29 protein-coding genes, 5 tRNA genes and 1 pseudogene are annotated in these 25,987 nt (G+C 60.1%); 12 read left to right on the forward strand and 23 right to left on the reverse strand.

Annotated features, from left to right (window positions below; genetic code table 11):
- A complete protein-coding gene (locus MJP36_RS25965; protein ID WP_244384364.1) occupies positions 1 to 795 on the forward strand; it encodes a TatD family hydrolase in 795 nt (264 codons plus the stop codon).
- Here the strand turns inward: MJP36_RS25965 and MJP36_RS25970 are convergent.
- The 4 genes from MJP36_RS25970 to MJP36_RS25985 all read right to left on the reverse strand — a co-directional run bounded on the left by MJP36_RS25970 (position 724) and on the right by MJP36_RS25985 (position 4,928).
- Complete coding sequence (locus tag MJP36_RS25970) at positions 724 to 1,152, reverse strand: hypothetical protein (protein ID WP_244384365.1); 429 nt, start codon at positions 1,150 to 1,152, stop codon at positions 724 to 726. The genes MJP36_RS25965 and MJP36_RS25970 overlap by 72 nt on opposite strands.
- 161 nt (positions 1,153 to 1,313) lie before the next feature.
- A complete protein-coding gene (gene ampE / locus MJP36_RS25975) occupies positions 1,314 to 2,150 on the reverse strand; it encodes a regulatory signaling modulator protein AmpE (RefSeq protein WP_090366835.1) in 837 nt (278 codons plus the stop codon).
- Entirely contained in the window at positions 2,147 to 2,710 is a 564-nt protein-coding gene (gene ampD, locus MJP36_RS25980) for a 1,6-anhydro-N-acetylmuramyl-L-alanine amidase AmpD (RefSeq protein WP_161548292.1), read from the reverse strand. Before ampD ends, ampE begins: the two co-directional genes overlap by 4 nt.
- 61 nt (positions 2,711 to 2,771) lie before the next feature.
- A complete protein-coding gene (locus tag MJP36_RS25985) occupies positions 2,772 to 4,928 on the reverse strand; it encodes a DUF1631 domain-containing protein (RefSeq protein ID WP_244384366.1) in 2,157 nt (718 codons plus the stop codon).
- Between the two features lie 239 nt (positions 4,929 to 5,167).
- On the opposite strand from MJP36_RS25985, the gene nadC reads away from it, so the two are divergent.
- Complete coding sequence (gene nadC / locus MJP36_RS25990) at positions 5,168 to 6,016, forward strand: carboxylating nicotinate-nucleotide diphosphorylase (protein WP_090366842.1); 849 nt, start codon at positions 5,168 to 5,170, stop codon at positions 6,014 to 6,016.
- Positions 6,017 to 6,162: 146 nt separating this feature from the next.
- Here nadC and MJP36_RS25995 read toward each other — a convergent pair whose 3' ends face one another.
- From MJP36_RS25995 to MJP36_RS26005, 3 genes are all read right to left on the reverse strand, one after another.
- Entirely contained in the window at positions 6,163 to 6,468 is a 306-nt protein-coding gene (locus tag MJP36_RS25995; RefSeq protein WP_244384367.1) for a DUF6388 family protein, read from the reverse strand.
- A 186-nt stretch (positions 6,469 to 6,654) separates the two neighbouring features.
- Positions 6,655 to 6,730, reverse strand: a tRNA-Thr gene (locus MJP36_RS26000).
- A 64-nt stretch (positions 6,731 to 6,794) separates the two neighbouring features.
- Complete coding sequence (locus MJP36_RS26005) at positions 6,795 to 7,208, reverse strand: pilin (protein WP_161548354.1); 414 nt, start codon at positions 7,206 to 7,208, stop codon at positions 6,795 to 6,797.
- A gap of 203 nt (positions 7,209 to 7,411) precedes the next feature.
- Here MJP36_RS26005 and MJP36_RS26010 point away from each other — a divergent pair, with 203 nt between their 5' ends.
- Genes MJP36_RS26010 through yacG form a run of 4 tightly spaced genes read left to right on the forward strand, consistent with a single transcriptional unit; the run spans position 7,412 to position 10,300 of the window.
- Positions 7,412 to 8,620: a type II secretion system F family protein gene (locus MJP36_RS26010; RefSeq protein ID WP_244384369.1), complete on the forward strand. Its 1,209-nt coding sequence runs from the start codon at positions 7,412 to 7,414 to the stop codon at positions 8,618 to 8,620.
- The gene (locus MJP36_RS26015; RefSeq protein WP_161548295.1) at positions 8,617 to 9,483 is read left to right on the forward strand and encodes a prepilin peptidase; all 867 of its coding nucleotides are present in this window, start codon (positions 8,617 to 8,619) and stop codon (positions 9,481 to 9,483) included. The genes MJP36_RS26010 and MJP36_RS26015 overlap by 4 nt, the downstream gene beginning before the upstream one ends.
- Positions 9,480 to 10,103: a dephospho-CoA kinase gene (gene coaE, locus MJP36_RS26020; RefSeq protein WP_060754868.1), complete on the forward strand. Its 624-nt coding sequence runs from the start codon at positions 9,480 to 9,482 to the stop codon at positions 10,101 to 10,103. Before MJP36_RS26015 ends, coaE begins: the two co-directional genes overlap by 4 nt.
- Positions 10,100 to 10,300 (forward strand): DNA gyrase inhibitor YacG, encoded by a 201-nt coding sequence (yacG, locus tag MJP36_RS26025; protein WP_060754867.1) that lies wholly within the window; start codon positions 10,100 to 10,102, stop codon positions 10,298 to 10,300. Before coaE ends, yacG begins: the two co-directional genes overlap by 4 nt.
- On the opposite strand, the gene MJP36_RS26030 is transcribed toward yacG, so the two are convergent.
- Both MJP36_RS26030 and MJP36_RS26035 read right to left on the reverse strand, forming a co-directional pair.
- Positions 10,297 to 10,512 (reverse strand): hypothetical protein, encoded by a 216-nt coding sequence (locus MJP36_RS26030; protein WP_003171680.1) that lies wholly within the window; start codon positions 10,510 to 10,512, stop codon positions 10,297 to 10,299. The two genes, yacG and MJP36_RS26030, sit on opposite strands and share 4 nt — an antisense overlap.
- Before the next feature lie 65 nt (positions 10,513 to 10,577).
- Entirely contained in the window at positions 10,578 to 11,267 is a 690-nt protein-coding gene (locus MJP36_RS26035; protein WP_161548296.1) for an energy-coupling factor ABC transporter permease, read from the reverse strand.
- A 128-nt stretch (positions 11,268 to 11,395) separates the two neighbouring features.
- Here MJP36_RS26035 and MJP36_RS26040 point away from each other — a divergent pair, with 128 nt between their 5' ends.
- The 3 genes from MJP36_RS26040 (at position 11,396) to MJP36_RS26050 (ending at position 13,647) form a co-directional block, all read left to right on the forward strand.
- The gene (locus MJP36_RS26040; RefSeq protein ID WP_053254334.1) at positions 11,396 to 12,025 is read left to right on the forward strand and encodes a DUF1780 domain-containing protein; all 630 of its coding nucleotides are present in this window, start codon (positions 11,396 to 11,398) and stop codon (positions 12,023 to 12,025) included.
- Positions 12,026 to 12,114: 89 nt separating this feature from the next.
- Positions 12,115 to 12,288 (forward strand): DUF3094 family protein, encoded by a 174-nt coding sequence (locus MJP36_RS26045; RefSeq protein ID WP_244384371.1) that lies wholly within the window; start codon positions 12,115 to 12,117, stop codon positions 12,286 to 12,288.
- Between the two features lie 60 nt (positions 12,289 to 12,348).
- Positions 12,349 to 13,647, forward strand: coding sequence for an NAD(P)/FAD-dependent oxidoreductase (locus MJP36_RS26050; protein WP_244384373.1), 1,299 nt, complete (start codon positions 12,349 to 12,351; stop codon positions 13,645 to 13,647).
- A gap of 104 nt (positions 13,648 to 13,751) precedes the next feature.
- On the opposite strand, the gene MJP36_RS26055 is transcribed toward MJP36_RS26050, so the two are convergent.
- The 7 genes from MJP36_RS26055 to rluD all read right to left on the reverse strand — a co-directional run bounded on the left by MJP36_RS26055 (position 13,752) and on the right by rluD (position 18,848).
- Positions 13,752 to 13,828: transfer RNA gene (locus tag MJP36_RS26055), tRNA-Pro, on the reverse strand.
- Between the two features lie 94 nt (positions 13,829 to 13,922).
- Positions 13,923 to 13,998 (reverse strand) — tRNA-Lys (locus tag MJP36_RS26060).
- A 5-nt stretch (positions 13,999 to 14,003) separates the two neighbouring features.
- Positions 14,004 to 14,080: transfer RNA gene (locus tag MJP36_RS26065), tRNA-Pro, on the reverse strand.
- 9 nt (positions 14,081 to 14,089) lie between these two features.
- A tRNA-Asn gene (locus MJP36_RS26070) sits at positions 14,090 to 14,165 on the reverse strand.
- Between the two features lie 303 nt (positions 14,166 to 14,468).
- Positions 14,469 to 17,033 (reverse strand): ATP-dependent chaperone ClpB, encoded by a 2,565-nt coding sequence (gene clpB / locus MJP36_RS26075; protein WP_060754863.1) that lies wholly within the window; start codon positions 17,031 to 17,033, stop codon positions 14,469 to 14,471.
- A gap of 130 nt (positions 17,034 to 17,163) precedes the next feature.
- Positions 17,164 to 17,889 (reverse strand): peptidoglycan editing factor PgeF, encoded by a 726-nt coding sequence (gene pgeF / locus MJP36_RS26080; RefSeq protein WP_104995483.1) that lies wholly within the window; start codon positions 17,887 to 17,889, stop codon positions 17,164 to 17,166.
- Positions 17,886 to 18,848, reverse strand: coding sequence for a 23S rRNA pseudouridine(1911/1915/1917) synthase RluD (rluD, locus tag MJP36_RS26085; protein WP_090366858.1), 963 nt, complete (start codon positions 18,846 to 18,848; stop codon positions 17,886 to 17,888). Before rluD ends, pgeF begins: the two co-directional genes overlap by 4 nt.
- A gap of 149 nt (positions 18,849 to 18,997) precedes the next feature.
- Between rluD and MJP36_RS26090 the strand changes: the two genes are divergently transcribed.
- Both MJP36_RS26090 and MJP36_RS26095 read left to right on the forward strand, forming a co-directional pair.
- Positions 18,998 to 20,023: an outer membrane protein assembly factor BamD gene (locus tag MJP36_RS26090; RefSeq protein ID WP_090366860.1), complete on the forward strand. Its 1,026-nt coding sequence runs from the start codon at positions 18,998 to 19,000 to the stop codon at positions 20,021 to 20,023.
- A 126-nt stretch (positions 20,024 to 20,149) separates the two neighbouring features.
- Positions 20,150 to 20,383, forward strand: coding sequence for a PP0621 family protein (locus MJP36_RS26095; RefSeq protein WP_060754859.1), 234 nt, complete (start codon positions 20,150 to 20,152; stop codon positions 20,381 to 20,383).
- Here the strand turns inward: MJP36_RS26095 and thiO are convergent.
- From thiO to pilV, 5 genes are all read right to left on the reverse strand, one after another.
- Positions 20,370 to 21,479 carry a glycine oxidase ThiO gene (gene thiO, locus MJP36_RS26100; RefSeq protein WP_104995481.1) on the reverse strand — a complete coding sequence of 370 codons (1,110 nt, stop codon included), beginning with the start codon at positions 21,477 to 21,479 and terminating at the stop codon, positions 20,370 to 20,372. The two genes, MJP36_RS26095 and thiO, sit on opposite strands and share 14 nt — an antisense overlap.
- A gap of 62 nt (positions 21,480 to 21,541) precedes the next feature.
- Positions 21,542 to 21,943, reverse strand: a complete 402-nt coding sequence (locus MJP36_RS26105) for a type IV pilin protein (protein ID WP_060754857.1) — start codon at positions 21,941 to 21,943, stop codon at positions 21,542 to 21,544.
- Positions 21,944 to 21,955: 12 nt separating this feature from the next.
- A complete protein-coding gene (locus tag MJP36_RS26110; protein WP_244385666.1) occupies positions 21,956 to 22,486 on the reverse strand; it encodes a pilus assembly PilX family protein in 531 nt (176 codons plus the stop codon).
- A 7-nt stretch (positions 22,487 to 22,493) separates the two neighbouring features.
- Positions 22,494 to 23,201, reverse strand: coding sequence for a PilW family protein (locus MJP36_RS26115; RefSeq protein WP_161548298.1), 708 nt, complete (start codon positions 23,199 to 23,201; stop codon positions 22,494 to 22,496).
- Positions 23,198 to 23,683: a type IV pilus modification protein PilV gene (gene pilV / locus MJP36_RS26120; RefSeq protein WP_060754854.1), complete on the reverse strand. Its 486-nt coding sequence runs from the start codon at positions 23,681 to 23,683 to the stop codon at positions 23,198 to 23,200. The genes MJP36_RS26115 and pilV overlap by 4 nt, the downstream gene beginning before the upstream one ends.
- Before the next feature lie 203 nt (positions 23,684 to 23,886).
- On the opposite strand from pilV, the pseudogene MJP36_RS26125 reads away from it, so the two are divergent.
- Positions 23,887 to 24,466: pseudogene (locus MJP36_RS26125) on the forward strand (GspH/FimT family pseudopilin).
- On the opposite strand, the gene ispH reads toward MJP36_RS26125, so the two are convergent.
- Positions 24,420 to 25,367, reverse strand: coding sequence for a 4-hydroxy-3-methylbut-2-enyl diphosphate reductase (ispH, locus tag MJP36_RS26130; RefSeq protein WP_060754852.1), 948 nt, complete (start codon positions 25,365 to 25,367; stop codon positions 24,420 to 24,422). The pseudogene MJP36_RS26125 and the gene ispH sit on opposite strands and share 47 nt — an antisense overlap.
- 178 nt (positions 25,368 to 25,545) lie before the next feature.
- Positions 25,546 to 25,983, reverse strand: coding sequence for an FKBP-type peptidyl-prolyl cis-trans isomerase (gene fkpB, locus MJP36_RS26135; RefSeq protein WP_174554049.1), 438 nt, complete (start codon positions 25,981 to 25,983; stop codon positions 25,546 to 25,548).
- Positions 25,984 to 25,987 lie beyond the last annotated feature (4 nt).

Here is a 25,987-nt window from a genome sequence, read left to right on the forward strand (position 1 = left end):
GTGAAGCTGATCGACACCCATACCCACCTGGACTTCCCGGATTTCGATGACGATCGCCGGACAGTCCTCACCCACAGCCGCCAACTCGGCGTGCAGCGCATGGTGGTGTTGGGGGTGTATCAGCAGAATTGGCAGCGGTTGTGGGATCTGGTGCAAACAGATGACGGCTTATTCGCCGCCTTCGGCTTGCATCCGGTGTATCTCGATGAGCACCGCCCCGCCGACCTGATGGAACTGGGCGATTGGCTGAACCGCCTGCAGGGCCACCGGCAACTGTGCGCCGTCGGCGAGATCGGCCTGGATTACTTCCTTGAGCAGCTGGATCGCGAGCGCCAGCAAAGCCTGTTCGAAGCCCAACTGAAACTGGCGGTGGACTTTCAGCTCCCGGCCCTGCTGCACGTGCGTCGTAGCCACGCGGCGGTCATCGCCACGCTCAAGCGCATTCGCCTGCCACGCGGCGGCATCATCCACGCGTTCGCCGGCAGCGTCGAAGAGGCCCGCGAGTACATCAAGCTCGGTTTCAAACTGGGCCTGGGCGGCGCCGCTACCTGGCCCCAGGCACTGCGCATGCACAAGGTGCTCGCTCAACTGCCCCTTGAGGCGGTCGTGCTGGAAACCGACTCACCCGATATGGCGCCGGTCATGTACCCGGGCCAGCGCAACAGCCCGCAACACCTGCCGGACATCTGCATCGCCCTGGCTGAACGCATGGGTATCGACGCGTCACGCCTGGCCGAGGCGAGCACACGCAACGCGTGCCAGCTGTTCAATTGGCAGCCGGCTGACAGCCTGTAGATTCAAGGTGATCTTTTGCCGGTGGCGGGCGTAACGCACGCTCAGGCAATGCACCAACACCGTCGTCAGTGAAATATTGAACTGCCCGAGCACACTGAGCAGCCCCACCCATTCCGCCACCAGCGCCATCAGCAAGGTCGCGCAGGTCAGAATGACCATGCCGGGACGCACCAGCGCCCAATGGTCCAACGCTCGGAATTGACGCAGTTGCTTGTGGCAACACAGCTGCAGGCACGCGTGACAGTACCGGCAGTCAAAGGGCTCATCGATGGCAATGGCATTCAACTGCCAAGGCTTGAGCTCGAATGTCATTTCACAGTGAGCACAATGCCCTTTGATGCCGATGACAGCGGTCATGACTGTGCCTCCGCGAGACGGTTACTAGGTGATACAAACTTCTCACCGATTCACCTCACAATGAAGGCCGACAGGGAAAACAAGACAAGCACCACACCGCAAAAATCTTATTCCTACACGAAAGCCCTACACGCGAAACGACCCGCCCCTGCGGGATTGTGTCAGGGCAACACAGTCCAGATAGCAAACCCGGCGTACCACAACACCGCCGCGCGCAGCAGCAGTTCCCACAACTGATCCAGGCTATTGATGCCGTCGACGCCCACCACGGGCGCGGGGATTTCTGCGGCCACCAGGCCGACTTTTTCCAGCAGTTGTGCGGCGCTGATATCCCAATTCAGCAGCTCGTGGAGCATCACCCGGCTGACCGCTACGAAATTACCGACCAAGGCAAAACTGGCCGCCAGCAGGCGTACCGGCACCCAGTCAAACGCGTGCCGCAGTTGCCCGGCGCGCTCGGCCACCAACGGGTTCTGGCTGTATTCATTGGCCAGCGCCAGCAAGCGATAAGCCAACGCCGCCACCGGACCCAATAGGAAATACCAGAAAATCACCGCAAAAAAGCTCTGATAGGCCTGCCAGAGCAGATGCCCCTGAACCCGCTCCAGTAACTGCTCGCCGCTGTCGGCGCCGATGTTCAGGTCACGCTCGGCCACGTGCTCGGCAGCCTGCAGGTCACCGCGGCGCCAGGCGTCGCGGAAAGGTCCAAGCTGCGCCAATAGATCACCACGCCCCAGGCTGTAGATCACCACCAGCAAGTGCACCGGCAAAGCCAACAAGCCGTAGGCCACCGGCTCCAGCACTAGCAACAACAGCGCCAGCAACAGTACCGGCAGCAATACCAGCAACAACAGAATCAGCCAGGGTCGCTTGCCCATCCTGGGGCTCGACTCCAACTTGGCCAGCTCACGCAACCAGCCGCCATCGCGCTGCAACCGCTGGCGCAGGGCCGAGAACTTCTCGATCCACACCGCCAGAACCAACACCAGGAAACTCATCGTGCGTGTCCTCCATCCTGCAGGGCGCTGCGAAAGCGCGTCCAATCAAAAGCCGGGCCGGGGTCGGTCTTGCGACCCGGGGCGATATCGCTATGACCGCAAATACGCGAGTGCGTTATGTCGGGATAAGCCGCCAACAACTGGCGTGTCAGTTCGATCAGCGAATCATACTGGGCATCGGTAAATGGCAGCTCATCCGTTCCCTCCAACTCGATCCCCAGGGAAAAATCGTTGCAGACCTCACGCCCCTCGAAACTGGAAACCCCGGCATGCCACGCCCGGTCACGGCACGAGACAAATTGCGTCACTGTGCCGTCCCGCTCAATCAGAAAATGCGCAGATACCCGTAGGGCGGCAATCCCTTCAAAATAGGGATGCTCCGTAACATCGAGGCGATTCTGGAAAAATTCCTGCACCTTGCCCGTGGCAAACTGCGCCGGTGGCAAGCTGATGTTATGCACCACCAACAGCGAGATTTCACCAGCCGGGCGCTCGTTGAAGTTGGGCGAAGGGCAATGACAGATGCCCTGGCACCAACCGCTGGCGGGGTCCAACTGCATACTGGCTCCTTGAATGAGACGAAGTGTTACCAGTATGCCGCGTTCCGCCCTGCGGTTGCGATCACTTGCCGCGATTGAGTTGACGCAGGTTGCCGATCACCGAAGCCAACGCACGATCAAACAGCAAGCCCTCGTCCAACGTGCGCAGTACACCCTGCTTGAAAGCCATGGCCAACTGCGCAGCACTCTTCTCCAGCACCTTGAGCCCGGAGCGACCGACAAAAATATAGGTATTGGTCGGTGCCATGATCGCCGTCAGCTTGCAACGCAGGGTGGTGGCCGCGCTGGTCTGGAACTCGAACCAGCTCCCCAGCCGCAACTGATAGACCTTGAGCAGGTCCGGGTCATCATTGGGCAAGTTCGCGGCCGGATCAGACGCCCCGGCACCGAGTACGAAGGGCTCGCGCACTTCAACCAACGTCTCGACCCCCTCTCCACCGAAAGACTGCACATGCATGGCTTGCAACCGATCGAAGAATTCGCGCGTGCTGAAGGGATCGAACGCGGCACTGGTCAGGCCGTCGCGCAATGCCTTGAGCAGCCCTGGCAGTTGCTCCAGCAGGTGACGACCGGCCTCGGTGTCCTTCTGCAGCCCCACGCTCCAGATCAACTCGTCCATGGTGCGCAGCCCCGCCTGCCATTGCACCGACTGCTCGCCGTGCTTGAGATTGGCCAGCAACAGCACCTGGCTCCAGGCTTGCTGGATAAATTGCACCACCGCCTGGGGCAACACCTTGCCCAGCAAGCGCCGGTTGAGCACCTCGGCCACACGCTGGCGGGCGGCGTCAGCCCGCACGCGCCCTTCTTCGGCGACGTAGGTGTGTTGTTCAAGCAGCTCGCTGCGGCGACGCTCATCCGAGACAAACGCAGTGAACTGCGCCAGCAACTCGGAAAAAATCGTCATGTCGTCAACGAAATCATTCAGCAAGCGCTGCACCACCTGCTCGATATGCAGGTACAGGCTGTCGCGCTGATAGTCATCCCGTGGGCTCCAGCTCATGGCGGCGGCGGCTATTTCATTCAGCAAGCGTCGCGCCGGATGGCTGGTACGGCTGAAGAAGCTCTTGTCCAGCACCGCCACTTTCAGCATCGGAATCTGCAAGCGACCAATCAGTGCCTTGAAGGCATCAGGCACGGTGCGGTCACTGAGGATGTATTCGAACAGCAGCGCGACCAGGTTGATCACATCCTCATCGGCATCCTCCACCACACGGGATTTGCCACTTTTGACGCTGACCCGGGTCAACAGCTGTTCAAGCTGGTTACGCAGGTCGAAATCGTCTTCGGCCTCGGGCTCCGGCACGTACTGTTGCAGATGAGAAAGCAGACGCAGCAGGTCGCGGGAGGCAATCGGTTGCGGCTCGGCGCTGGCTTCCAGGGTGGGGGCAACGCTGCCACGAACCGCCGCCAGCAGCTTCTGCAAAGCGGCAAAGGCTTCCTGGCCACTGTCATCGCCCGCAGGCTCCATGGATGGCGAGCGTTCCTCGCGCTGCTGGTCACGCGACGCCCGCCCGCCGGGTCGGCGCGAGGGTACCGCCTTGAGCTCGGGCAATACCCCGGTGGCAACCAACAGTTGATTCGCGCCGCCGTACAACAGGTCGGCGTCACTGAGCACGTATTTTTCAAAGAGCTTGAGCATGATCAGCTTGACGCGAATCTCCACGCCCAGGCTGCGCCCCGCCTGCAAAAAGAACTCGCACAGCAGGGCCGGCCCCAAGGGGTTTTCACGCTCGTCCAGTGGCTTGCCCAGCAAAGCACTCAAGCGGGCCGTCAGTTGCCCCAGCGCCAGGCCGTCACGGTGGTGTACCCGCCCCAACATGGCCTCCAGCGCCACGGCCTTTTCCAGTGCATCGCCGGACTTAGCGACGCCGGTTTCGTATGACACCCTCGGCACCAGCTGCACGTCACCGCGCCCGACCTGCCCCAGATGGGCGAAGGCGGCAAACAGCTGCTCCATGAATACGCGCTCGAAATTCTTGCGCTTGAGCCGCAGGTCGCGCATGGCTTCAAAGAAGATGTGGTGGTCGGCGTTACTGCGGGCCTTGTCGGCCATCTCGAACAGGGTGTCGTCGGCGTTATCGAACAGTTCCTGCAACCCTTGTTGCAGCTGTTGCGCGGCCTTGTCACGTACCTGCAGCAACACCACAGGCAGGCGCGCGAGCGGCGATGGCGTGGCCTGTGCCTTGTTGATCGACACCACCTTTCCGTCATTGTGCATCCTGGCCTCCTGAAACGGTGGAGTTGAAAATATCGAGGGCAGGCCTGGGCGGGCACTGCAAATATCCCGGCATCACCCATACGTCAAAGCTATGACGCCAATTGCAAGGCGCTGGATTATCTTGCAAATGAGGGCCGTTACGCCAGCAAACTCTGCCATTGCGTGGCAAATGAGTAGTGAGCCTGGGTTCGGGCGCGTGCTGGCCCTATAATCCCTGCACTTTGTTTGTGGAGCCTGTTATGCCGAATCTCCGTCTTGCCGACCTCACCGCCGAAATCGAAGCCAACGTGCGCCGTGCACTGCTGGAAGATATCGGCAGCGGCGATATCACCGCGCAATTGATCCCGGCCGAACGGCTGGCCAAAGCCACGATCATTACCCGTGATGCGGCGGTTATCGCCGGTACCGCCTGGGTAGACGCGGTATTCCGCCAGCTTGACCCGCGCGTCGCCGTACATTGGCAGGTGGCCGATGGAGATCGCGTCAGCCCCAACCAGGCGTTGTTTCATCTCGAAGGCCCGGCGCGTTCGCTGCTCAGTGGTGAGCGCTGCGCGCTGAACTTCCTGCAAATGCTGTCAGGCGTAGCCACGCGGGCTCAGTACTTGGCGGACTTTGTCGCGAGTACCCAGGTCAAGCTGCTCGACACCCGCAAAACCTTGCCGGGCCTGCGTTTGGCGCAGAAGTACGCAGTGACCTGCGGCGGCTGTCACAACCACCGTATCGGTCTGTATGACGCGTTCCTGATCAAGGAAAACCATATCGCTGCGTGTGGCGGCATTGCCCAGGCAATTACGGCCGCCCACAAGATCGCTCCGGGCAAGCCGGTGGAAATCGAAGTGGAAAGCCTGGAAGAATTGCGTGAAGCACTGGCGGCGAATGCCGACATCATCATGCTCGACGAATTGAGCCTGGATGACATGCGTGAAGCCGTGCGACTGAACGCCGGCAAGGCCAAGCTGGAAGCCAGCGGCGGGATCAATGAAAGCACCCTGCTGCCTATCGCTGAAACCGGAGTGGACTACATCTCCATCGGCGCGATGACCAAGGATGTCAAGGCAGTGGATTTGTCGATGCGCCTGAGCATCTGACCTCCCCCGGAATGTTGTAGTGAGTGGGCTTGCCCCACGTTGGGTGGCGCAGCCGCCCCAAACTCAGGCGCCCCGGTCTTTCCGAGACACCGAGGCGTCCTTTTGGGGCGGCTTCGCCACCCAGCGCGGGGCAAGCCCGCTCACTACTAGACGACGAGGTTATTCATCTCGCAATATTCTTCCCACTCGACCCCCAGCACCTCGGCCGCCTCTTTATGCAAGGCCAGCCGCGCGACTTCGAACTCTTCGGGTGTAGAGGTGTATTTGAGCGTCAGCTCCCAAGGCTGGTAGCCCTGGCTTTCGGCTTCGTCCTCGAATGCCCACTGAATCTGGTCGCGCTGGTCATCAGCACTCAAATCCTTGATCTCTTCCTTAAGCTGCGGTGACTCCTCGAGGTACTTTTCGAGTGCTACCTGGTGCCGAACTTCCTGGGTCATCTCAGTCGTGGTCATGTTGTTCTCTTAGATCGAGGAATGGGGATGCATCTGGGTCATCAAGGTCGCGCAGATATTGATAAGCGGGCACGAGTGCCGACTTGTCTGGCCTTCAGAACCATTCTGGGATCATCTGAAAACGTTGCCTTTGAAACATGCCTTTGAAACATGCCGTTGAAACATGCCGTTGAAACAGTGTTGCCTTGGTGCCCGAGACAGGAATCGAACCTGCGACCTTCGCGTTACGAGTGCGCTGCTCTACCGGCTGAGCTACACGGGCGGTGGGCTAAAGCTAGCACCGCATCGGGCATGCGGCAACTCACTCGCCTACCACCCGGCAAAGGTTACGCTCCGTCGGTGCCGCAGCCCTTGGCGACGTATTGCGCGTCAGCCGTGGTGGCACACTTCCAGCCCGTGGTGGCACTGCGCGTCAAGGTGATGGTCTTGCCCAGCACGGGCGCAGGCGCATCAAGGATTTCACAACGGATGGAGCCGGCCCCGGTGGCCACATCACCCGTCACGTCGATAGTGCAGTTGGCGGTGGGGCTGGTGCCACCGATCAAAGCCAGCGTCGGTACGGTGCCCCGGTTAAGGGTGTCCTCGAAGCCCGCCTTCAATGCACTGATTTCAGCCAAGCCCGCCGTGAACTTGGCCTTGGCCTGGTGCTTGGTGTACATGGGCAAGCCGATGGTTGCCAAAATGCCGATGATCGCCACGACGATCAGCAGCTCGATCAAGGTAAAGCCTTTCTGACGCATCACATTCACTCTCCAGAGATAGAGCCCAAGACAAGGCGCTTCCTGCGCCCCGCATTTTGCAGCGGCGCCAGTGTACTCATCCGTGAGCGGCCAATCGCGCACAAGACGCACATTCTGACATTTTATCGCTCAGCCGCTTCAGGCCCGAGCCCGTTACCTGACTAAGCTATAAAGCTTCCACTACCTGTGTGCGGAACCGCGACATGAACGACGCTTCGACGATCTACGCCTGGGAAGGCATCAACCGCAAAGGGCGCAGGGTGAGCGGAAAAACCACCGGTCACGACCTTGCATCAATCAAGGCCCAACTGCGCCGGCAAGGGATCTGCCCCGGTCGCGTATGCAAGCAAGCCCAGGGTATGCCAATGCTCGCTCCTGCAATAAAGCCCGCCGATATTGCGCTGTTCACTCGCCAGCTGGCGACGCTGCTGACGGCCGGCATCCCCTTGCTGCAGGCGTTCGATATCATTCGTGAAAGCGTCGAAAACCAACAGCTGCGCGAACTGCTCAAGGGGCTGAAACAGGAGATTGCCGCCGGCACCAATCTGGCTGCCGCACTGCGCAAGCACCCGCGCTACTTCGATGACTTGTATTGCAACCTGATCGCCGCCGGAGAACAAGCCGGCGCCCTGGAAACCCTACTGGAGCGCGTGGCAATCCATCTGGAAAAAAGCCAACGGCTCAAGGTCAGGGTCAAGAAAGCCATGACCTACCCTATCGCGATCCTGGTGGTTGCCACTCTGGTCAGTACGGTGCTGCTGGTCCATGTAGTGCCGCAGTTCCAGAACCTGTTCGCGGGGGTCGACAGTCCCTTGCCCGGCTTTACCCTGTGGGTCATTGCCTTGTCCGAATTCCTGCAGCGTGCCTGGTGGTTAGTGGCACTGAGCCTGGGCGCGACAACTGCCGGGCTACGCCTGGCCCATCGGGCGTCTCCGGGCTTTCGTTACAGGCTGGAAGCGGGTTTGTTGAAACTGCCCCTGGCGGGCACACTGCTGAAGAAGTCCGCCATCGCCCGCTACGCCCGTACGCTCTCGACTACCTTTGCAGCAGGCGTGCCGCTGGTGCAGGCCTTGAGCTCGGCAGCCGGCGCCGTCGGCATTGGCCCCTTCAAACAGGCAATCGAACGTATGCGCCATGATGTCTCCACCGGCATGCAACTGAATCACTGCATGGCCGCCAGCGGTTTGTTTCCAGGCATGGCGGTCCAGATGACAGCCATCGGTGAAGAGTCCGGCACGCTGGATGGCATGCTGGAAAAAGTCGCGAGCCATTACGAGGCCGATGTGGACCACCTGGTCGATAACCTCACCAGCCTGATGGAGCCCCTGATCATGGTGGTGCTGGGCGGTATTGTCGGCGCGTTGGTCCTTGCCATGTACCTGCCGGTCTTCCAATTGGGGAGCGCATTTTGAGCAGGCTGCTCACTGAGCTTCCCTGGGCCTTCGTTGCAACGGCACTGGTGCTCGGCCTGATCGTCGGCAGCTTCCTCAATGTGCTGGTGTGGCGCCTGCCGAAGATGCTGGAACGGGAATGGCGTGCCCAGGCCAACGAACTCCTCGGACTGCCAACTGCGCCTGTCGGGCCTGCCTATAACCTGATGCGCCCCAATTCCTGCTGCCCGCGGTGCAACCAACCGATTCGCCCCTGGCAAAATATCCCACTGCTCAGCTACGTGATGCTCAGGGGGCGCTGCGCCCATTGTCGCGAGCCCATCAGCGCCCGCTACCCGTTGACTGAACTGGCCTGCGCACTCATTTCGGCCGTCACTGCCTGGCACTTCGGTTTCGGCTGGCAAGCAGGCGCAGTGATGCTGCTGAGTTGGGGCTTACTGGCCATGAGCCTGATCGATGCAGAGCATCAACTGCTGCCCGACGTGCTCGTGCTGCCACTGTTATGGCTGGGGCTGATCCTCAACAGCAATGGCCTGCTGGCGACACTGCCCGATGCGCTGTGGGGCGCGGTCACGGGCTATATGAGCCTGTGGACGGTGTTCTGGCTGTTCAAGTTGATCACCGGCAAGGACGGCATGGGCCATGGCGACTTCAAATTACTGGCCCTGCTCGGCGCCTGGGGGGGTTGGCAGATTCTGCCGATGACGCTGCTGTTGGCGTCGCTGCTGGGGGTGTCTGCCGGGCTGATGCTGATGCACTTGCGCAAGTCCGACGTATCGACGCCGATGCCATTTGGTCCTTGCCTGGCGATTGCCGGCTGGATTGCATTGCTCTGGGGTGGTCAAATAACCGACTTCTATTTGCAGTCTGTCGGTTTCAGATGACCACTTCTGTCGCAACACCCTGGATTCTTGGCCTCACCGGCGGCATTGGCAGCGGCAAGAGCGCTGCCGCCCAGCACTTTATCGACCTGGGCATCGACCTGGTCGACGCCGACCATGCCGCCCGCTGGGTCGTCGAGCCCGGCCGCCCGGCACTGGCGCGTATCGCCGAGCACTTCGGTGCCGGCGTGCTGCTGCCCGACGGCCGATTGGACCGCGCCGCGTTGCGTCAACTGATCTTTGAAGTCCCCCAGGAGCGCCTCTGGCTGGAAGCTTTGCTGCACCCACTGATTGGCGAAGAGATTCGCAGCCACCTGGCGCGTGCGCAATCGCCCTACGCGATACTGGTGTCTCCGCTGCTGATCGAGTCCGGCCAGTACAGCATGACCCAGCGCATCCTGGTGATCGACGTGCCGCAATCGCTGCAGATTCAGCGTACCCTGCAGCGCGACGGCATCAGCGAGCAGCAGGTGCAGGCGATTCTCAAGGCCCAGTCCAGCCGTGAAGACCGCCTGAACCATGCCGATGACGTGCTGGTCAATGACCAGGACCTCGCCTGGCTGCACAGCGAGGTCGAGCGACTGCACCACTTTTACCTTACTTTGCGTGGAGGCCGATCATGAGCCAACCCCTGACCGTCGACTGCCCAACCTGCGGCGCACCCGTGGAATGGAAAACGACCAACCCCAACCGACCGTTCTGCTCGGACCGCTGCAAGCTCATCGACCTGGGTGCCTGGGCGGCTGAAGAACACAAGATTCCCGTAGCCCCGGATGCCGAAGACGAGTTGTTCTCCGAAGACCTGACGCCGCGCCACTAAGGCCGCATAAAAGCGTATTCCTGCTGGTCGTCGAGGTTCTCTGCGAGGTATTGCAGTTCGTCGGCCAGGTCTTCGAAGCTGCGTACGCCCTTGCTCTGTTGCACCACTGCACTGAGCATGGCGCGCAGGGTCAGCCCTGGGTCAAAACCGATTTCCTGCGCTGCGTCCTGGCTTCTGCGCAACTCCTGCCGTGCCCACTCATACACACTCATGATCCGTGCTCCTGAAAAATTGTGCAGAGCATGGGCCTGCCGGATTGCCCGCGATTTGATCTGGATCAACGCTGCGAGTCGTCATCCTTCCAGGGTGCCGAGAGGTAGCGGGTGCGGTTGAAAGTCTCCAGCCATTCAGGACTGAACACCACCAAGGCACTGATCACCATGCCGTTGATAAAGGCTTCGGGGAAGATGATCAGCCACAAGTAACCGACGAAATCCTCCAGCCATTCCGGCATCGCGAAACGCCCGTCGAACCACAACAGCCCCAATGCGGCCAACAGACAGAGCAACGCTGACAGCGCAGCGGCGAAAAAACCCGAGCAGAAGATATACACAAAAGGATTACGCGGCTGCGCACGCTCCACCAGCAGCGCGCAGCCTTCGGTGACCAGCACCGGCAGCACGACCAACAACAGGCCATTGACCCCGACAGCGGCCAGATCCTGGCGCCCCAGCCACACCAGGCCCATTTGCGCGACAAGCCCTCCGAAGATTGCCAGGGGCCAGTCGAGCAACAGGGTCACAGCGGTCATGCCGATAAAGTGGTAGGAAACCCCGGTATCGAAATCCCGCCGCACCAACCAGAGCATGAACAGCGCAAACACCGTACCGAACAACAAATGCTGGCGCCGTCGGTCGGCAAACAGCTCGACCCAGGGCGAGCGCAGGATCGCCCACAACACCCAAGGCGCGTACAACAGCCAACCGAGGCCGAGCGTCGCCGGTGCCAATACCGCTGCGCTGATCACGGGAACACACCCCCTGCAAGAAACCTCATCACGCCCCTCATCCCTGAGCCACTCTCGAGAGGCCAGTCTACACCGCTGTTTTAAAGCAAGACTTCCTGCGGTCATCATTTGAACGCTAAGCTGCAAACATGGATGACTCAGATTATTTGCGCCTGCTCACCGTAGCGGCCGAACAAGCCAACGCGTTCTTGTCCAATGCCCGCAAATGGGAGCGTGAGCGTTGGGTCTGCCAGCGCCTGCTGCAAGGCTTGAACGTGCCTTACCGGGCGGAAGAGTTTCACCCTGCCGGGCAAGAGCCGCCGGACGTGCTGTTTCGCGACGCCAGTTTCGAAGTTTTTTTTGTTCTGGATGAAGGCCGGCGCCTGAACGACGAATGGCGCGATGAGCTGCTGCGCCGACGCAGTGCGTTTTCCCTGAGCCAGCTGGTCCGGCGCGAGGCCAAGCCGCGACGCATTCCCGCCCATGAGTTTCTGCTGCGCCTGGCCCCCACCTTGCGCAAGAAAGCCCATAACTACAAAGAACGCGGCATGGACCTCGGCGAGCTGGACTTGATTGCCTTCACCAGCCTCAAACGCGAAGTACTGGACCTCAACAGCCACTTCCCGCCTCCCACCGAATACCTGCGCCAGGGTTGGCGTTCGCTGTCGTTAGTCGGGCCGACCTTTGCCCGGGTGCTGTTCGCACACCCCGACGCACCGGACTTCTTGCGTAACAACCTGGGCCGCAGCATAGTATTCGACGTGGGCATCAGCCTGTGACACGGGCGCAGGCTACGCTTGTGGCGATGCCGCCAATCCCCTGACTGTAACGTGGCGCCCTTTTGCAACGTCTACCTGACGAGGCCTTTATGACCAGCCGCCTGAACCCCGATGACCAACGGCATGTCGAAGAGTACCTGCAACTCTCCCAGAACCAAGTCGAGCGCAAGCCTTTCCGGCCGTGGCTGCTCCTTGGTGTGGTACTGGTGGCGGTAATCGGGCTCGGTTTGCTGAGCCGCCTTTTGAGTTACCTCACGCAATGAGCTGCCTGGCGCTCGCGGGGGTCACTGCTCCGATTTCTTTTAGCCTTGCGAGATATCCCCATGACCCATCGTATTATTATCGTCGGCGGCGGCGCCGGCGGCCTGGAGTTGGCTACCCGCCTGGGTAAGACTCTGGGTAAGCGCGGCATCGCCAGCATCACACTGGCGGACGCCAACCTGACTCATATCTGGAAACCGCTGCTGCACGAAGTGGCCGCCGGTTCGTTGAACTCCTCGGAAGACGAACTCAACTATGTCGCCCAAGCCAAATGGAACCACTTCGAGTTCCAGCTGGGGCGCATGAGCGGGCTCGATCGTGAACAGAAAAAAATTCAACTGGCCGCCACTCTCGATGAAGAGGGGCGCGAGCTGGTGCCCGCGCGAGTGTTGAGCTACGACACGCTGGTAATCGCAGTGGGCAGCACCACCAATGACTTCGGCACCGAGGGTGCAGCGCAACATTGCCTGTTCCTCGACACCCGCAAGCAGGCCGAGCGCTTCCATCAGCAATTGCTCAACCACTATCTGCGCGCCCACGCCGGCCAGACCGATGTGGAAGAAAAAATCAGCGTCGCCATCGTCGGTGCCGGTGCCACCGGGGTTGAACTGGCCGCCGAGCTGCACAACGCCGCCCATGAACTGGCGGCCTACGGTCTGGACCGCATCAAACCGGAAAACATGCACATCACCTTGATCGAGGCCGGGCCAAAAGTCTTGCCCGCGCTGCCGGAGCGGATCAGCGCGCCTGTGCATAAAACCCTGGAGAAACTCGGAGTGACCGTGCTGACCAACTCGGCGGTCAGCGAAGTGACGGCAGATGCCCTGATTACCAGCAGCGGCCAGGTGATCCCGGCCAGCCTGAAGGTATGGGCCGCCGGTATTCGCGCCCCCGGTTTCCTCAAGGATATCGATGGCCTGGAAACCAACCGTATCAACCAACTGCAAGTACTGCCGACACTGCAAACCACCCGCGACGAAAACATCTTCGCCTTTGGTGACTGCGCCGCCTGCCCGCAACCGGGCACCGACCGCAATGTGCCGCCACGGGCCCAGGCCGCTCACCAACAGGCCTCGTTGCTGGCCAAGTCACTGAGACTGCGGATCGAAGGCAAGGAGCTGCCATCGTACAAGTACACTGACTACGGCTCGCTGATCTCGCTGTCGCGCTTTTCCGCTGTGGGTAACTTGATGGGCAACCTGACCGGCAGCGTCATGCTCGAAGGCTGGCTGGCGCGGATGTTCTATGTGTCGCTGTATCGCATGCATCAGATGGCGCTGTATGGGGTCTTTCGCACGGCGATGCTGATGCTGGGCAGCAAGATCGGGCGTGGCACCGAGCCACGTCTTAAGCTGCACTAAAACCTGCGGGAGGGGCTTGCCCCTCCCGCATTGATTTACAGTGCCGCTGAGTTTTCCACAGGCAAAAAAAATCCCCGTATCTTTCGATACGGGGATTTTTAATATGGTCGGGGTAGGGGGATTCGAACTCCCGACATCCTGCTCCCAAAGCAGGCGCGCTACCGGACTGCGCTATACCCCGGTAAAAGAAAGGCGACCTTTCAGTCGCCTTCTTCGATCAGTGCTTTTGGCCTCTGATCTTAAGATTCGATTCCAGGGTTAACTGGTCTCAAAAATGGTGGGTCGTGTGGGATTCGAACCTACGACCAATTGGTTAAAAGCCAACTGCTCTACCAACTGAGCTAACGACCCAAATATGGTCGGGGTAGGGGGATTCGAACTCCCGACATCCTGCTCCCAAAGCAGGCGCGCTACCGGACTGCGCTATACCCCGATTTTGAAATGGCTCCGTGACCAGGACTCGAACCTGGGACCCAATGATTAACAGTCATTTGCTCTACCGACTGAGCTATCACGGAACTGCGTATTTCAAATTTACAACTTTTACTGCGATGTAACCTTCTCTTCGATCTGTCCGTATCGCTACGTTCATGTCTCTGAGGCGCGCTATTCTACAATCTTAAAAACCCCTGTCAACCCTTTAAATTGCTTTTAAGACAATGATTTGCGCTTCTTTCTGATTTCTTCTTGGGGAGAAGAAACCCTTGGGCTGACGTTGTTGCGGGGCGCACTTTACAAGCCTTTGCCTTACAGTTCAACGCCCTATCGAAAAAAAAGGCTCCGCAATGCGGAGCCTTCTCTTATTAACGTACTCGCCAAGCTTAATGGAAGACGATTTCGTCGTTCTCCACCGTGGCCTCGACGCTGGTCCCCGGCATAAAGCGGCCCGACAGGATCAACTGAGCCAGCGGGTTTTCGATCCAGCGCTGAATCGCACGCTTCAACGGCCGTGCGCCATACACCGGGTCGTAACCCACCGCGATCAGCTTGTCCAAGGCCTCGCCGCTCAGATTCAGGCCCAGCTCGCGCTCGGCCAGGCGACCCCGCAGGCGACCCAACTGGATCTCGGTGATGCCCGCGATCTGATCCCGCGCCAGAGGCTCGAAGATCACCACCTCGTCCACCCGGTTGATAAATTCCGGACGGAAGTGGCTGGTCAACGCATCCATGACCGCAGCACGCTGCGCCTCACGATCACCCACCAACTCCTGGATCTGTGCCGAGCCCAGGTTGGAGGTCATCACGACCACCGTATTACGGAAATCCACGGTACGTCCGTGGCTGTCCGTCAGGCGGCCGTCTTCCAGCACTTGCAGCAGGATGTTGAACACATCCGGGTGCGCCTTCTCGACCTCATCCAGCAGGATCACCGAGTAAGGCTTGCGCCGCACGGCCTCGGTCAAGTAACCGCCCTCCTCATAGCCCACGTAGCCTGGTGGGGCGCCGATCAAGCGCGCCACCGAATGTTTCTCCATGAATTCGGACATATCGATCCGGACCATGGCTTCTTCCGTGTCAAAGAGGAACTCGGCCAACGCCTTGCACAACTCGGTCTTACCCACACCAGTCGGGCCGAGGAACATGAATGAGCCGCTCGGACGGTTCGGGTCGGACAACCCTGCCCGGGACCGCCGCACGGCGTTGGCCACTGCGACCACAGCCTCTTCCTGGCCGATGACGCGCTGATGCAACAGACTTTCCATTTTCAGCAGCTTGTCACGTTCGCCTTCCAGCATCTTCGACACGGGAATGCCGGTCCACTTGGAGACCACTTCGGCGATTTCTTCCTCGGTCACCTTGCTGCGCAACAGCTGGTTCTCACTGTGGCCGTGCTGGTCAACCATCTGCAGGCTGCGCTCCAGGTCCGGGATCACCCCGTACTGCAATTCGGCCATGCGGTTCAGGTCACCTTTGCGACGCGCAGCTTCCAACTCCTGCCGCGACTGCTCGATCTTTTGCTGGATCTGTGCAGAACCCTGTACTTCGGCTTTTTCCGAGGTCCAGATTTCTTCAAGGTCCGAATACTCACGTTCCAGGCGGACGATTTCTTCCTGGAGTTTTTCCAGGCGTTTCTTCGCCGCGTCATCCTCTTCCTTCTTCAGGGCCTGGGATTCAACTTTCAGTTGAATCAGGCGCCGATCCAGACGGTCGAGCACTTCCGGCTTGGAGTCGATCTCCATGCGGATGCGGCTGGCGGCCTCGTCGATCAAGTCGATGGCCTTGTCCGGCAACTGACGATCGGTGATGTAGCGATGGCTCAATTTGGCCGCCGCAATGATTGCACCGTCAGTGATCGCCACCTTATGGTGGACCTCATAGCGCTCTTTCAGGCCACGCAGGATCGCGATGGTGTCCTCTTCGCTCGGTTCTTCCACCAGCACTTTCTGGAAGCGACGCTCGAGGGCCGCGTCCTTTTCAATGTACTGGCGGTACTCGTTGAGCGTGGTCGCGCCAACGCAGTGCAACTCCCCCCGGGCCAAAGCCGGCTTGAGCATGTTGCCGGCGTCCATCGAGCCTTCGCCCTTACCGGCGCCGACCATGGTGTGCAGCTCATCGATAAACAGAATGATCTGCCCTTCCTGCTTCGACAGCTCGGTGAGCAGGGCTTTCAGACGCTCTTCGAACTCACCTCGGAACTTGGCGCCGGCGATCAACGCGCCCATATCCAGGGACAACAGACGCTTGCCTTTCAGGCCGTCCGGCACTTCACCGTTAATGATGCGTTGGGCCAGGCCCTCGGCGATCGCGGTTTTACCCACACCGGGCTCACCGATCAGCACCGGGTTGTTCTTGGTGCGACGCTGCAGGACCTGGATGGTGCGACGAATCTCATCGTCACGACCGATCACCGGGTCAAGCTTGCCTTCTTCGGCACGCTTGGTCAGGTCGACGGTGTATTTGTCCAGGGCCTGGCGCGACTCCTCGTGGTTGGGGTCGTTCACCGCGTCGCCGCCACGCAGGTTGTTGATGGCATTTTCCAGGGCTTTCTTGCTCACGCCCTGGCCGAGCAACAACTTGCCGAGCTTGCTGTTCTCATCCATGGCCGCGAGCAGCACCAACTCGCTGGAGATGAACTGGTCACCTTTCTGCTGGGCCAGACGGTCAGCCTGGTTGAGCAGGCGCGCCAGGTCCTGCGACATATTGACGTCGCCGGTGGGATTCTGGATTTTCGGCAGTTGGTCGAGCTCTTTGCTCAACTCCTTGCGCAGGCTGTTGACGTCAAAACCGACCTGCATCAGCAAGGGTTTGATAGAACCACCTTGCTGCTCCAGGAGCGCCTGCATCAAGTGCGCAGGCTCAATGGCCGGGTGGTCAAGGCCCACCGCCAACGATTGGGAATCAGATAAAGCCAACTGCAATTTGCTGGTTAAACGATCAATACGCATTAGTCACCTTCCTTTTGAGCAGGCCGGAGCTATAAACACATCCTGAATGAAGAAACCTGCCAGATACCCAGTAGATGGGGTGAATTCTGGAAGATTCAAGCTACGAACAGTTGACGTAAGTCAGGAGAGTCTAGCGCTCAAGCCAGATAAGGGAGGCAAATCGACCGGTGCGTGGGCTGCGGCGATAGGAGAAGAAGCGTGGGTCGGTCACCGTGCAGAAACCGCCACCATAGACAGCGGTAACGCCCTGTACGGCCAGGCGCAGGCGCGCCAGCTCATAGATGTCGGCCATGTACTTGCCAGGATTGCGGCTGGGTACAAAGGCCTGGGCGGTCATCGGCAACTGCTGCATGAAGGCTTCACGCACTTCCGGACCGACTTCGAAAGATTGCGGACCAATGGCAGGGCCGAGCCAGACCAGAACGTCGGCAGGCTCGGTATCCAGGCTTTCGAACGCCGCCTCCAACACCCCTGCCGCCAACCCGCGCCAACCGGCATGGGCAGCCGCGACACGAGTGCCGGCACGGTTGCAGAACAACGCCGGCAGGCAGTCAGCGGTCATTGAGGTGCAGGCAATGCCTGGAGTACTGGTCCAACTGCCATCAGCTTCGGCAACGCGGCCGGGATCGGCCTCGACCACGCTCACGCCGTGGACCTGGCGCAGCCAGGCCGGCTGAATCTTGAAGGTCTCGGAGAGACGACGACGGTTTTCAAGGACGGCCTCCAGGCTGTCCTCGACATGATCGCCCAGGTTGAAGCTGTCGAACGGCGCCAGGCTGACGCCGCCCGCACGGGTGGTGACGCAGGCTTTCACCTGAGCCGGCGCGGGCCAGTCAGGAATCAGCCAGTCACTCATCCGATAAACGCCTCGCGATCCTGCTTGAGCAGCGACAACAACCACACCAGGTCGTCTGGCAGAGGCGATTCCCAACTCATGCGCTTACCGCTCGTCGGATGATCCAGCTCCAGGAAGCGGGCATGCAGCGCCTGGCGCGGGAAGTTTTTCAACGATTCAACCATGGTTGCACTGGCCGCCGGCGGAATGCGGAAGCGGCCACCGTAGGCAGGATCTCCGACCAACGGGAAGTTGATGTGCGCCATATGCACGCGAATCTGGTGAGTACGACCGGTTTCCAGCTTGACCCGCACGTGTGTGTGGGAGCGAAAACGCTCCAGTACGCGGTAATGGCTCACGGCCTGCTTGCCGCCTTCCATCACCGCCATACGCTGGCGCTGCTGGCCGTGGCGGCCGATTGGGGCGTTGATCTTGCCACCCGCCACCACGACGCCGATCACGATGCACTCGTAGATCCGGCTGACGCTGCGGCTCTGCAACTGGGTAACCAACTGCGTCTGCGCCTGAATGGTCTTGGCCACCACCATCAAGCCGGTGGTGTCCTTGTCCAGACGGTGCACGATGCCGCAGCGCGGGACATTGATGATGTCCGGGACGTGATGCAACAGGGCGTTGAGCAAAGTGCCATCAGCGTGCCCGGCAGCCGGGTGAACCACCAGCCCTGCGGGTTTGTTGATGACCAGGATGTCGTCGTCTTCATAGACGATGTCCAGCTCGATGTCCTGGGCAACCCATTCTCCCTGGGCTTCCTGCTCGGCAGTCAGCTCAAGAATCGCACCGCCATGAACTATGTCTCGCGGGCGGATAACCGCTCCATCCACAGTCAGGCGGCCGTCTTTGATCCAGGCGGAAAGGCGCGAGCGCGAGTGCTCAGCGAATAATTGTGCGGCGACTTGATCGAGGCGTTGGCCACCCATTTCGGACGGCACCTCTGCGCGAAGTTCAATTTTATCGGACATGCTCAGACTAGGCGTGGCACAGCCTTTGGTTTCGGCTGCGCGCTTGTGGTTAAATACGGCGTCTTTTGCCCCGAGGCTTTCAACGGGGCGCTCATCATAACAGGACGGCCCCGCCCAAGACAGCGGCCGTCATAGGGACGCAAGCCGCCATGCAAGTGAAACACCTGCTGCTGATCGCCATCCTCGCCATGACTGCTGCTTGCTCGTCAACAAAGGACGTCGTCGACGAAAACCTGAGCGAAGTCGAGCTTTACCAGCAAGCTCAGAAAGACTTGGACAATAATAGCTACACCAGCGCCACAGCGAAGCTGAAGGCCCTGGAGTCGCGTTACCCGTTCGGGCGCTACGCCGACCAGGCCCAGCTCGAACTGATCTACGCCAACTACAAGAACTCCGAGCCGGAAGCCGCGAAGTCCGCCGCAGAGCGTTTTATCCGCTTGCACCCGCAGCACCCGAACGTGGATTACGCCTACTACATGAAGGGCCTGACCTCGTTCGACCAGGACGTCGGCCTGCTGGCGCGTTTCCTGCCGCTGGACATGACCAAGCGTGACCCGGGCGCTGCCCGCGACTCCTACAACGAGTTCGCCCAGCTGACCAGCCGCTACCCCAACAGCCGCTATGCCCCGGATGCCAAGCAACGCATGATCTACCTGCGTAACCTGCTGGCGTCCTACGAGATCCACGTAGCCCACTACTACCTGACCCGTCAGGCGTACGTGGCCGCTGCCAACCGTGGCCGCTATGTGGTGGAAAACTTCCAGGAAACCCCATCCGTGGGTGACGGCCTGGCGGTAATGACCGAGGCTTACCAGCGCCTGCACCTGGACGCCCTGGCGAGCACCAGCCTGGAAACCCTGAAGCTCAACTACCCGGATCACCCGAGCCTGAAAGACGGCCAGTTCGTGCCTCAGGTTGCCGAAGCGGATAACCGTTCATGGCTGAGCAAGTACACCTTGGGCCTGATCGAATCCCGTCCACCGCTGCCGCCGGGCGAAACCCGCGCCAACCAGGACGTGATCAAGCAGTTCCAGGACGCGAAAGACGCCATTCCTTCCGACCTCAAGCCTCATGACGAAAACGGCGATGTGATCGAAGAGCAGGCACCACAAGCCGCTGGCAGCAAGGAAGATCGTTCGTGGTTCAGCTACATGACCTTCGGTATTTTCGACTGATCGGTCCAGGCAATCAGAGAAAGGGAGCCCTATGGGCTCCCTTTTTTGTGGGCGAGCATTATTGCGCTGTGCGCCTGCTGCGTCCTTGGCTAAACTGGCGCATTCCTTGTCGAGAAGCTGCTTACCATGGTTCGTCTACTGTTCTGGATTGCCGTCATTGCTGCCGCAGTATGGTTCTGGCGCAAATTCAAAAGCCCGGCCGCCAAACAGCAACGGTCCAGTGAGCCCGATGCCACGCCGATGGTGCGTTGCGCGCACTGTGGCGTACACCTGCCGCAGGATCGCGCACTGAGCGTACGCCAAGAGTGGTACTGCACCCAGGCGCACCTGGAACAAGGTCCGAAGCCTAGCCAGCGCTGAGACGACCAGCCGGCGCATAAGGTGCCGGCTCGATAATCGGCGCACGGCCCAGCAGCAAGTCAGTGAACAACTGACAGGACGCGGGTGCGAGCACCAGGCCATTGCGGTAATGCCCACAATTGAGCCACAGCCCGTTGAAGCCGGGCACTTCACCAATGTACGGCACACCTTCCGGCGAGCCAGGCCGCAAGCCCGCCCAATGCCCCACCACCTCAGCGCCAGCCAAGGCAGGAATCAATTCCACTGCCGAAGCCTTGAGGCTTTCCAGCGCGGTTTCGGTCGGCGTCTTGTCGAACCCCTCATGCTCCAACGTGCTGCCAATCAATATGTGGCCGTCACGGCGTGGGATCGCATAACGTCCTTTTGCCAGGACCATGCTCGACAAAAAGTCCGAGGCGCATTTGTACAAGATCATTTGGCCTTTGACCGGCTCAACAGGCAGCGCCAGACCCAACGTGCCCAGCAGCTCCCCACTCCAGGCTCCCGCCGCAAGCACGACCTGATCGCCGAGCACCCGGCCAGCCGTCGTTTCGACGCCCACTACGGTATCGCCCTCCAGGACAAAACCGGCCACTTCACACTGCTCGTGAATCGTCACACCGGGCAATGCCTGCAACGCCGCCTTCAAGGATTTGACCAGGCGCGGGTTGCGAACATTGGCCACATCAGCCATGTAAATGGCCTGGGAATAACCGCGCCCCAGCACCGGCACGGCATCGTGCGCGGCCGACACATCCACCTTGCTCAGCGGCCGTCCCTCGCGAGCAGCCCAGGCCAAAGCCTCGGCTTCATCTTCCAGATCAAGCCAGTACAGGCCCGTGGTATGCACCTCTGGATCAACCCCGGTGGCGGCAAACAACCGCTGCGCCAGCTGTGGGTAAAAGTCCTGGGACCAATGGGCCAAAGCGGTCACTGCCGGGCTGTAGCGCCAGGGGTACAACGGTGAAACGATCCCGCCCCCGGCCCACGAAGACTCTTGCCCAAGCCCCGCACGCTCCAGCAGTACCACCGACTGCCCCTGGGTGGCCAAGTTGAACGCCGTCAACAACCCGATTACTCCGCCGCCGACAATCACCACTCGCTGTTGCTCTGCCATCATTTGATCCAGCCGATATATAGGGATTGGCGCACACAGCGCCCATTCATCCAGCACTCTCATCACTGCCCCCAGCACGTCTTGCGCGACATTTCCGGCTTGGCTCCCGGGTTGCTTCGCACGCCGGTACTGCTCAAGCTGAATTCACCGCATGCGTCGTCCGCCATGACTGAATAGACGGAGGGCGTGGCAAGCAGGGCAAAATCCTGGGCACTCAATACAGCGCTGATTCTATAGTGATCATTACCCGCACTGACGTCCTCTGCATCAATAAAAGTACCGTTCCGGGCGTAAAAGCGCTCCAGATACTGGGCCTGTTCGGTCAACAGTGCGGCAATCTGACTGCGATAGACCTTTTTCACATGCCCGGTATATCCGGGATAAGCGACCGTGGCCAACACCGCAATGATTGCCATGGCAATCAGTAACTCGATCAGGGTAAATCCCTGGCTATCCGTGCTCATCCGTTTGCTCCTTTACTGAAGTTGCCGCCACAGGATTCGTTGAAACCGCGCCCGCCCTCCCTCGTCCACCTGGGCATACACGCTCTCCAGGACCGTGCGCGATTGGCCCCCTAGCCCGATGGCCGTCACTCGAAACAGCCGCGCCGCGGTTTGCGCCGGAAAATGCGCCAGCCCCAAGCCCTCGCCTATGGATTGAATGCCATAGAACCCCGCGTCGAAGGCAACCCAGGTAACCGCCGAGACCGGATTCGTCCCGGCCCCCATCAACGTAAACGCCTCCTCAGGTGGCGAGCATGTGATGATCGAGTGACATTCGGGCAGCCCACCGCCAACGCGCTTTACCGCCAGCTCCCCCAACCTGAGGCCGCTTTCGGCGCTTTGAAAAGATTGGTTGCGATGCCACAAGCTGCCCGCGACTTTTTGCTGGGATATCGCACCTTGCATCGATGACAAACCAACCAGTGACAACAGCAATAGGAATACCAGGCTGATCCACAACGCCATCCCTGCCTGACGCCAATGAATACCGCCACTTATCTTCATCACGGCCCTACCCCTGGCGATTTCGCAGCGCAGCCACAACGCTGTAGGTCTGGTCCCTGACACGCCCTGTCGGGTCTTGCAATGTCATGAGGATGCGCACACTGCGTATCAACGACTCGTCGGCAGGGTTGCTGTCGTAACGCACCACGCTTGTTGATGCGGGCTTGGCCGCCATGCCAAAACTGATGTCGAACGCCCGCACGTTATCCACAAGCACCGCTTTGGCCGGCGCCGCCGGGGTGCTGACTTTCAGTTGGCCGGATTCAAAGGTGTAGGTGAGCTGGCGCAGCGCAAAGCGGATCTGCCCAGGCGCCGGCGCGGGTGATGCTCCAGCATATGCCCGGGCAACCGTCTTGCAGTCGGATACCACCGTCCAATCAGGCTTGCCTCCCCCACTACCGACATCCGCAGTGACCAGGGTCAGCGACGTCGCATTCCCCGAGGCACTCCACCCCAACGGTCGCTCCAGGGCGGCGGGGGCGTCGTCGATAAATGCGCTGGCCAGGCAGCCAAACATGCCCGCCTGGCGAATATCCTGCGTCAGCTTGCCCAGTACAAATCGTGCATCGTCTTGCAGGACCATTGCCGCCAATTGACTGGCATGCGTCAGCCGCGTGCTGATGACCACCTGGCTTGCGCCCAGCACCAACAAGAGCCCAACGGCCAACGCCACCAGCATTTCCACCAGGCTGAATCCGCGCACAAGACGGCTCATTGCAACGCGCCTTGTTCATCGACCATGCGACTGGTGAGAACGAACGTCTCCCTTGCTTCCGGGCCGCCTGCGCCCCTGCCCGCCTGCCAACTGATGGTGATAGTGACCTCAGGCCCGCTGGTCGATACCGCTCCTTTGGCATCTGCGCCGGCAAAACCCAGGATATTGGCCTCGAAATCATGCAGGTCCAGATCACGCACGCTGGCGGTCGGGACATTGGCCATCGAAGGTCCAGCTCGCGACCACGAATAATCGATCCCGGGATTGGAGCGAATTCGATCAAGCATGTCGTAGGCAATGAAACTGGCCTGGCTGGTCATCCTGGCGCTCTCGGTGTACTTGAGCGCATTGAGCTGGATGGCCGAAGCGCCCAACAAACCGACAGCCAGAATCAACACCGCCACCAACACCTCGATCAGGGTCATGCCGGTTTGGCGCCACTGGACGGCGCGAAGAAAAAACCTGTGTGTACGGATTAGCATCACCGTCGTCATCCATGTCGAGGGGCGGAAAACAGGCAAAACCTGTTGTGCGACCCAAGACTAGCGGCGGTTTTTAATCGGTGCCGCTTGCGGAACAAAGGGAAATACTTTGGACATAAAGGCCATCATCCAACCCTGGCATCCGCTGGCTATACCTGTCTCTACCCGCTGGATTACCAGCTGCGTCCACGGAGGGACGGCATATGACAGAACGAGGCTTCACCCTGATCGAGTTGCTATTGGGCCTGATGCTGAGCGGCCTGCTGGCGCATTTGGCGGCGCCCAGCTTCAAAGGATTGCTCGACGCACACCAGCAACACAGCGCAGCCGAATCACTGGCGCAGGGCCTGCGCTTCGCCCGCAGCGCAGCGCTCACACGCAATCGCGCGGTGATTGTTCATGCATTGGAGGACGATTGGAGCCTGGGCTGGCGAGTCATCGAGGATGTCAGCGGGCGCGGTCATATGGACGAAGACAACCCGATACTGTTGGAGCGACAGGACAGCGGGCGTGCAACGCTGGTCGGCAATGGGCCGGTCAAGAGCCAAGTGCGCTTCAGCGGATTGGGCGAGCCGGTATTTACGGGGGGAGGCTTCCGTGCCGGCACCGTGCACATATGCGACACGGGCCAGGCACAAAGCCTGCATCAGGTAGTGCTGGCCCCCAGCGGCCGCATCAGCCTGCGCAGTGATAAAACCGAGCAGGCGTTATGCCGGGACTGATCCAGCACCAGGGCTCAGAGCAACGAGCGAACCCGCAGTTCCTTGGGCATGGAGAACGTGATGTTCTCTTCGCGGCCGGCCAACTCATCAGCGCCGGTCGCGCCCCAAGCCTGCAACTGTTGGATCACGCCCCGCACCAGCACTTCCGGAGCCGAGGCTCCCGCCGTGATACCGATACGCTCAACGCCATCGAACCAGCTGCGCTGCATGTCTTCGGCACCGTCGATCAGGTAGGCCGGCGTGGCCATGCGTTCAGCCAGCTCGCGCAGACGATTGGAGTTGGAGCTGTTCGGGCTGCCGACCACCAAAACCACGTCGCATTCGTTGGCCAATTGCTTGACCGCATCCTGACGGTTTTGCGTGGCGTAGCAGATGTCATCCTTGCGCGGACCGCCAATGGCAGGGAAACGCGCGCGCAAAGCGTCGATAACGCGGCTGGTGTCGTCCATGGACAAGGTAGTCTGGGTCACGAAAGCCAACCGATCAGGATTGTGTACCTGCAAATCGGCGACGTCCTTTTCATCTTCCACCAGGTAGATGGCACCGCCGTTGCTGGCGTCATACTGGCCCATGGTGCCTTCAACTTCCGGGTGGCCGGCATGACCGATCAGGATGCATTCACGCCCGTCGCGACTGTAGCGTGCGACTTCGATATGCACCTTGGTGACCAATGGGCAGGTGGCATCGAATACTTTCAGGCCACGGCCGGCAGCTTCGGTACGCACGGCCTGGGAAACGCCGTGGGCGCTGAAAATGACGATAACGTCGTCCGGCACCTGGTCGAGCTCTTCAACAAAGATGGCACCGCGTGCGCGCAGGTCTTCGACCACGAACTTGTTGTGGACAACTTCATGGCGCACATAAATCGGCGGCCCGAAGACTTCCAGGGCGCGATTGACGATTTCGATCGCCCGGTCCACGCCGGCGCAGAAGCCACGGGGGTTGGCGAGTTTGATTTGCATGCTGTGCCTCGTGTCTTGCAGCCACTTGGGTTCAAGCTAGACGCTAACCCACCTGACAGTAGAGATCAAAGGTGGGAGCGGGCTTGCTCGCGAAAGCAGTGGGCCAGATAACACATGTGTTACTGATAGACCGCTTTCGCGAGCAAGCCCGCTCCCACATTTTTAACCGCGTCGTTGATCAGATCGCTTTAACGTCGATGATTTCAACATCAAAGGTCAAGGTTTTACCGGCCAACGGGTGATTGAAGTCGATGGTCACTTGCGCGTCATCGAAGGTTTTCACCACACCCGGCAGCTCGGTATTCGCCGCATCGTTGAAGATCACCAACAAGCCTTCCGAAAGGTCCATGTCCTGGAACTGCGAACGCGGGATGATCTGCACGTTTTGCGGGTTGGGCTGGCCAAAGGCATTTTCCGGCAGGATCTGCAGGTTGCGCTTGTCGCCAGCCTTGAAGCCGAACAGCGCGGCTTCGAAACCCGGCAGCAGGTTGCCATCACCGACTTTGAAAGTCGCGGGGGCCTTGTCGAACGTGCTGTCGACCGTGTCGCCATTTTCCAGGCGCAGTGCGAAATGCAAAGTGACTTCCGTGTTCTGGCCGATACGTTGTTCAGCCAATACC

Origin of the sequence: Pseudomonas palleroniana (assembly GCF_022836895.1) — a bacterium.
GTDB lineage: Bacteria > Pseudomonadota > Gammaproteobacteria > Pseudomonadales > Pseudomonadaceae > Aquipseudomonas > Aquipseudomonas palleroniana.

Coding starts and splice junctions, on each gene's coding strand:
- pilV (WP_060754854.1), bottom strand. CDS start 23,683: ATGCTAATCCGTACACACAGGTTTTTTCTTCGCGCCGTCCAGTGGCGC.
- MJP36_RS26045 (WP_244384371.1), top strand. CDS start 12,115: ATGACCAGCCGCCTGAACCCCGATGACCAACGGCATGTCGAAGAGTAC.
- pgeF (WP_104995483.1), bottom strand. CDS start 17,889: ATGAGTGACTGGCTGATTCCTGACTGGCCCGCGCCGGCTCAGGTGAAA.
- MJP36_RS26050 (WP_244384373.1), top strand. CDS start 12,349: ATGACCCATCGTATTATTATCGTCGGCGGCGGCGCCGGCGGCCTGGAG.
- rluD (WP_090366858.1), bottom strand. CDS start 18,848: ATGTCCGATAAAATTGAACTTCGCGCAGAGGTGCCGTCCGAAATGGGT.
- MJP36_RS26005 (WP_161548354.1), bottom strand. CDS start 7,208: ATGCGTCAGAAAGGCTTTACCTTGATCGAGCTGCTGATCGTCGTGGCG.
- MJP36_RS26105 (WP_060754857.1), bottom strand. CDS start 21,943: ATGAGCACGGATAGCCAGGGATTTACCCTGATCGAGTTACTGATTGCC.
- MJP36_RS25970 (WP_244384365.1), bottom strand. CDS start 1,152: ATGACCGCTGTCATCGGCATCAAAGGGCATTGTGCTCACTGTGAAATG.
- MJP36_RS26090 (WP_090366860.1), top strand. CDS start 18,998: ATGCAAGTGAAACACCTGCTGCTGATCGCCATCCTCGCCATGACTGCT.
- nadC (WP_090366842.1), top strand. CDS start 5,168: ATGCCGAATCTCCGTCTTGCCGACCTCACCGCCGAAATCGAAGCCAAC.
- clpB (WP_060754863.1), bottom strand. CDS start 17,033: ATGCGTATTGATCGTTTAACCAGCAAATTGCAGTTGGCTTTATCTGAT.
- MJP36_RS26040 (WP_053254334.1), top strand. CDS start 11,396: ATGGATGACTCAGATTATTTGCGCCTGCTCACCGTAGCGGCCGAACAA.
- coaE (WP_060754868.1), top strand. CDS start 9,480: ATGACCACTTCTGTCGCAACACCCTGGATTCTTGGCCTCACCGGCGGC.
- MJP36_RS26095 (WP_060754859.1), top strand. CDS start 20,150: ATGGTTCGTCTACTGTTCTGGATTGCCGTCATTGCTGCCGCAGTATGG.
- yacG (WP_060754867.1), top strand. CDS start 10,100: ATGAGCCAACCCCTGACCGTCGACTGCCCAACCTGCGGCGCACCCGTG.
- thiO (WP_104995481.1), bottom strand. CDS start 21,479: ATGGCAGAGCAACAGCGAGTGGTGATTGTCGGCGGCGGAGTAATCGGG.
- ispH (WP_060754852.1), bottom strand. CDS start 25,367: ATGCAAATCAAACTCGCCAACCCCCGTGGCTTCTGCGCCGGCGTGGAC.
- MJP36_RS26115 (WP_161548298.1), bottom strand. CDS start 23,201: ATGAGCCGTCTTGTGCGCGGATTCAGCCTGGTGGAAATGCTGGTGGCG.
- MJP36_RS26030 (WP_003171680.1), bottom strand. CDS start 10,512: ATGAGTGTGTATGAGTGGGCACGGCAGGAGTTGCGCAGAAGCCAGGAC.
- MJP36_RS26010 (WP_244384369.1), top strand. CDS start 7,412: ATGAACGACGCTTCGACGATCTACGCCTGGGAAGGCATCAACCGCAAA.
- ampE (WP_090366835.1), bottom strand. CDS start 2,150: ATGAGTTTCCTGGTGTTGGTTCTGGCGGTGTGGATCGAGAAGTTCTCG.
- MJP36_RS25985 (WP_244384366.1), bottom strand. CDS start 4,928: ATGCACAATGACGGAAAGGTGGTGTCGATCAACAAGGCACAGGCCACG.
- ampD (WP_161548292.1), bottom strand. CDS start 2,710: ATGCAGTTGGACCCCGCCAGCGGTTGGTGCCAGGGCATCTGTCATTGC.
- MJP36_RS25995 (WP_244384367.1), bottom strand. CDS start 6,468: ATGACCACGACTGAGATGACCCAGGAAGTTCGGCACCAGGTAGCACTC.
- MJP36_RS26110 (WP_244385666.1), bottom strand. CDS start 22,486: ATGAAGATAAGTGGCGGTATTCATTGGCGTCAGGCAGGGATGGCGTTG.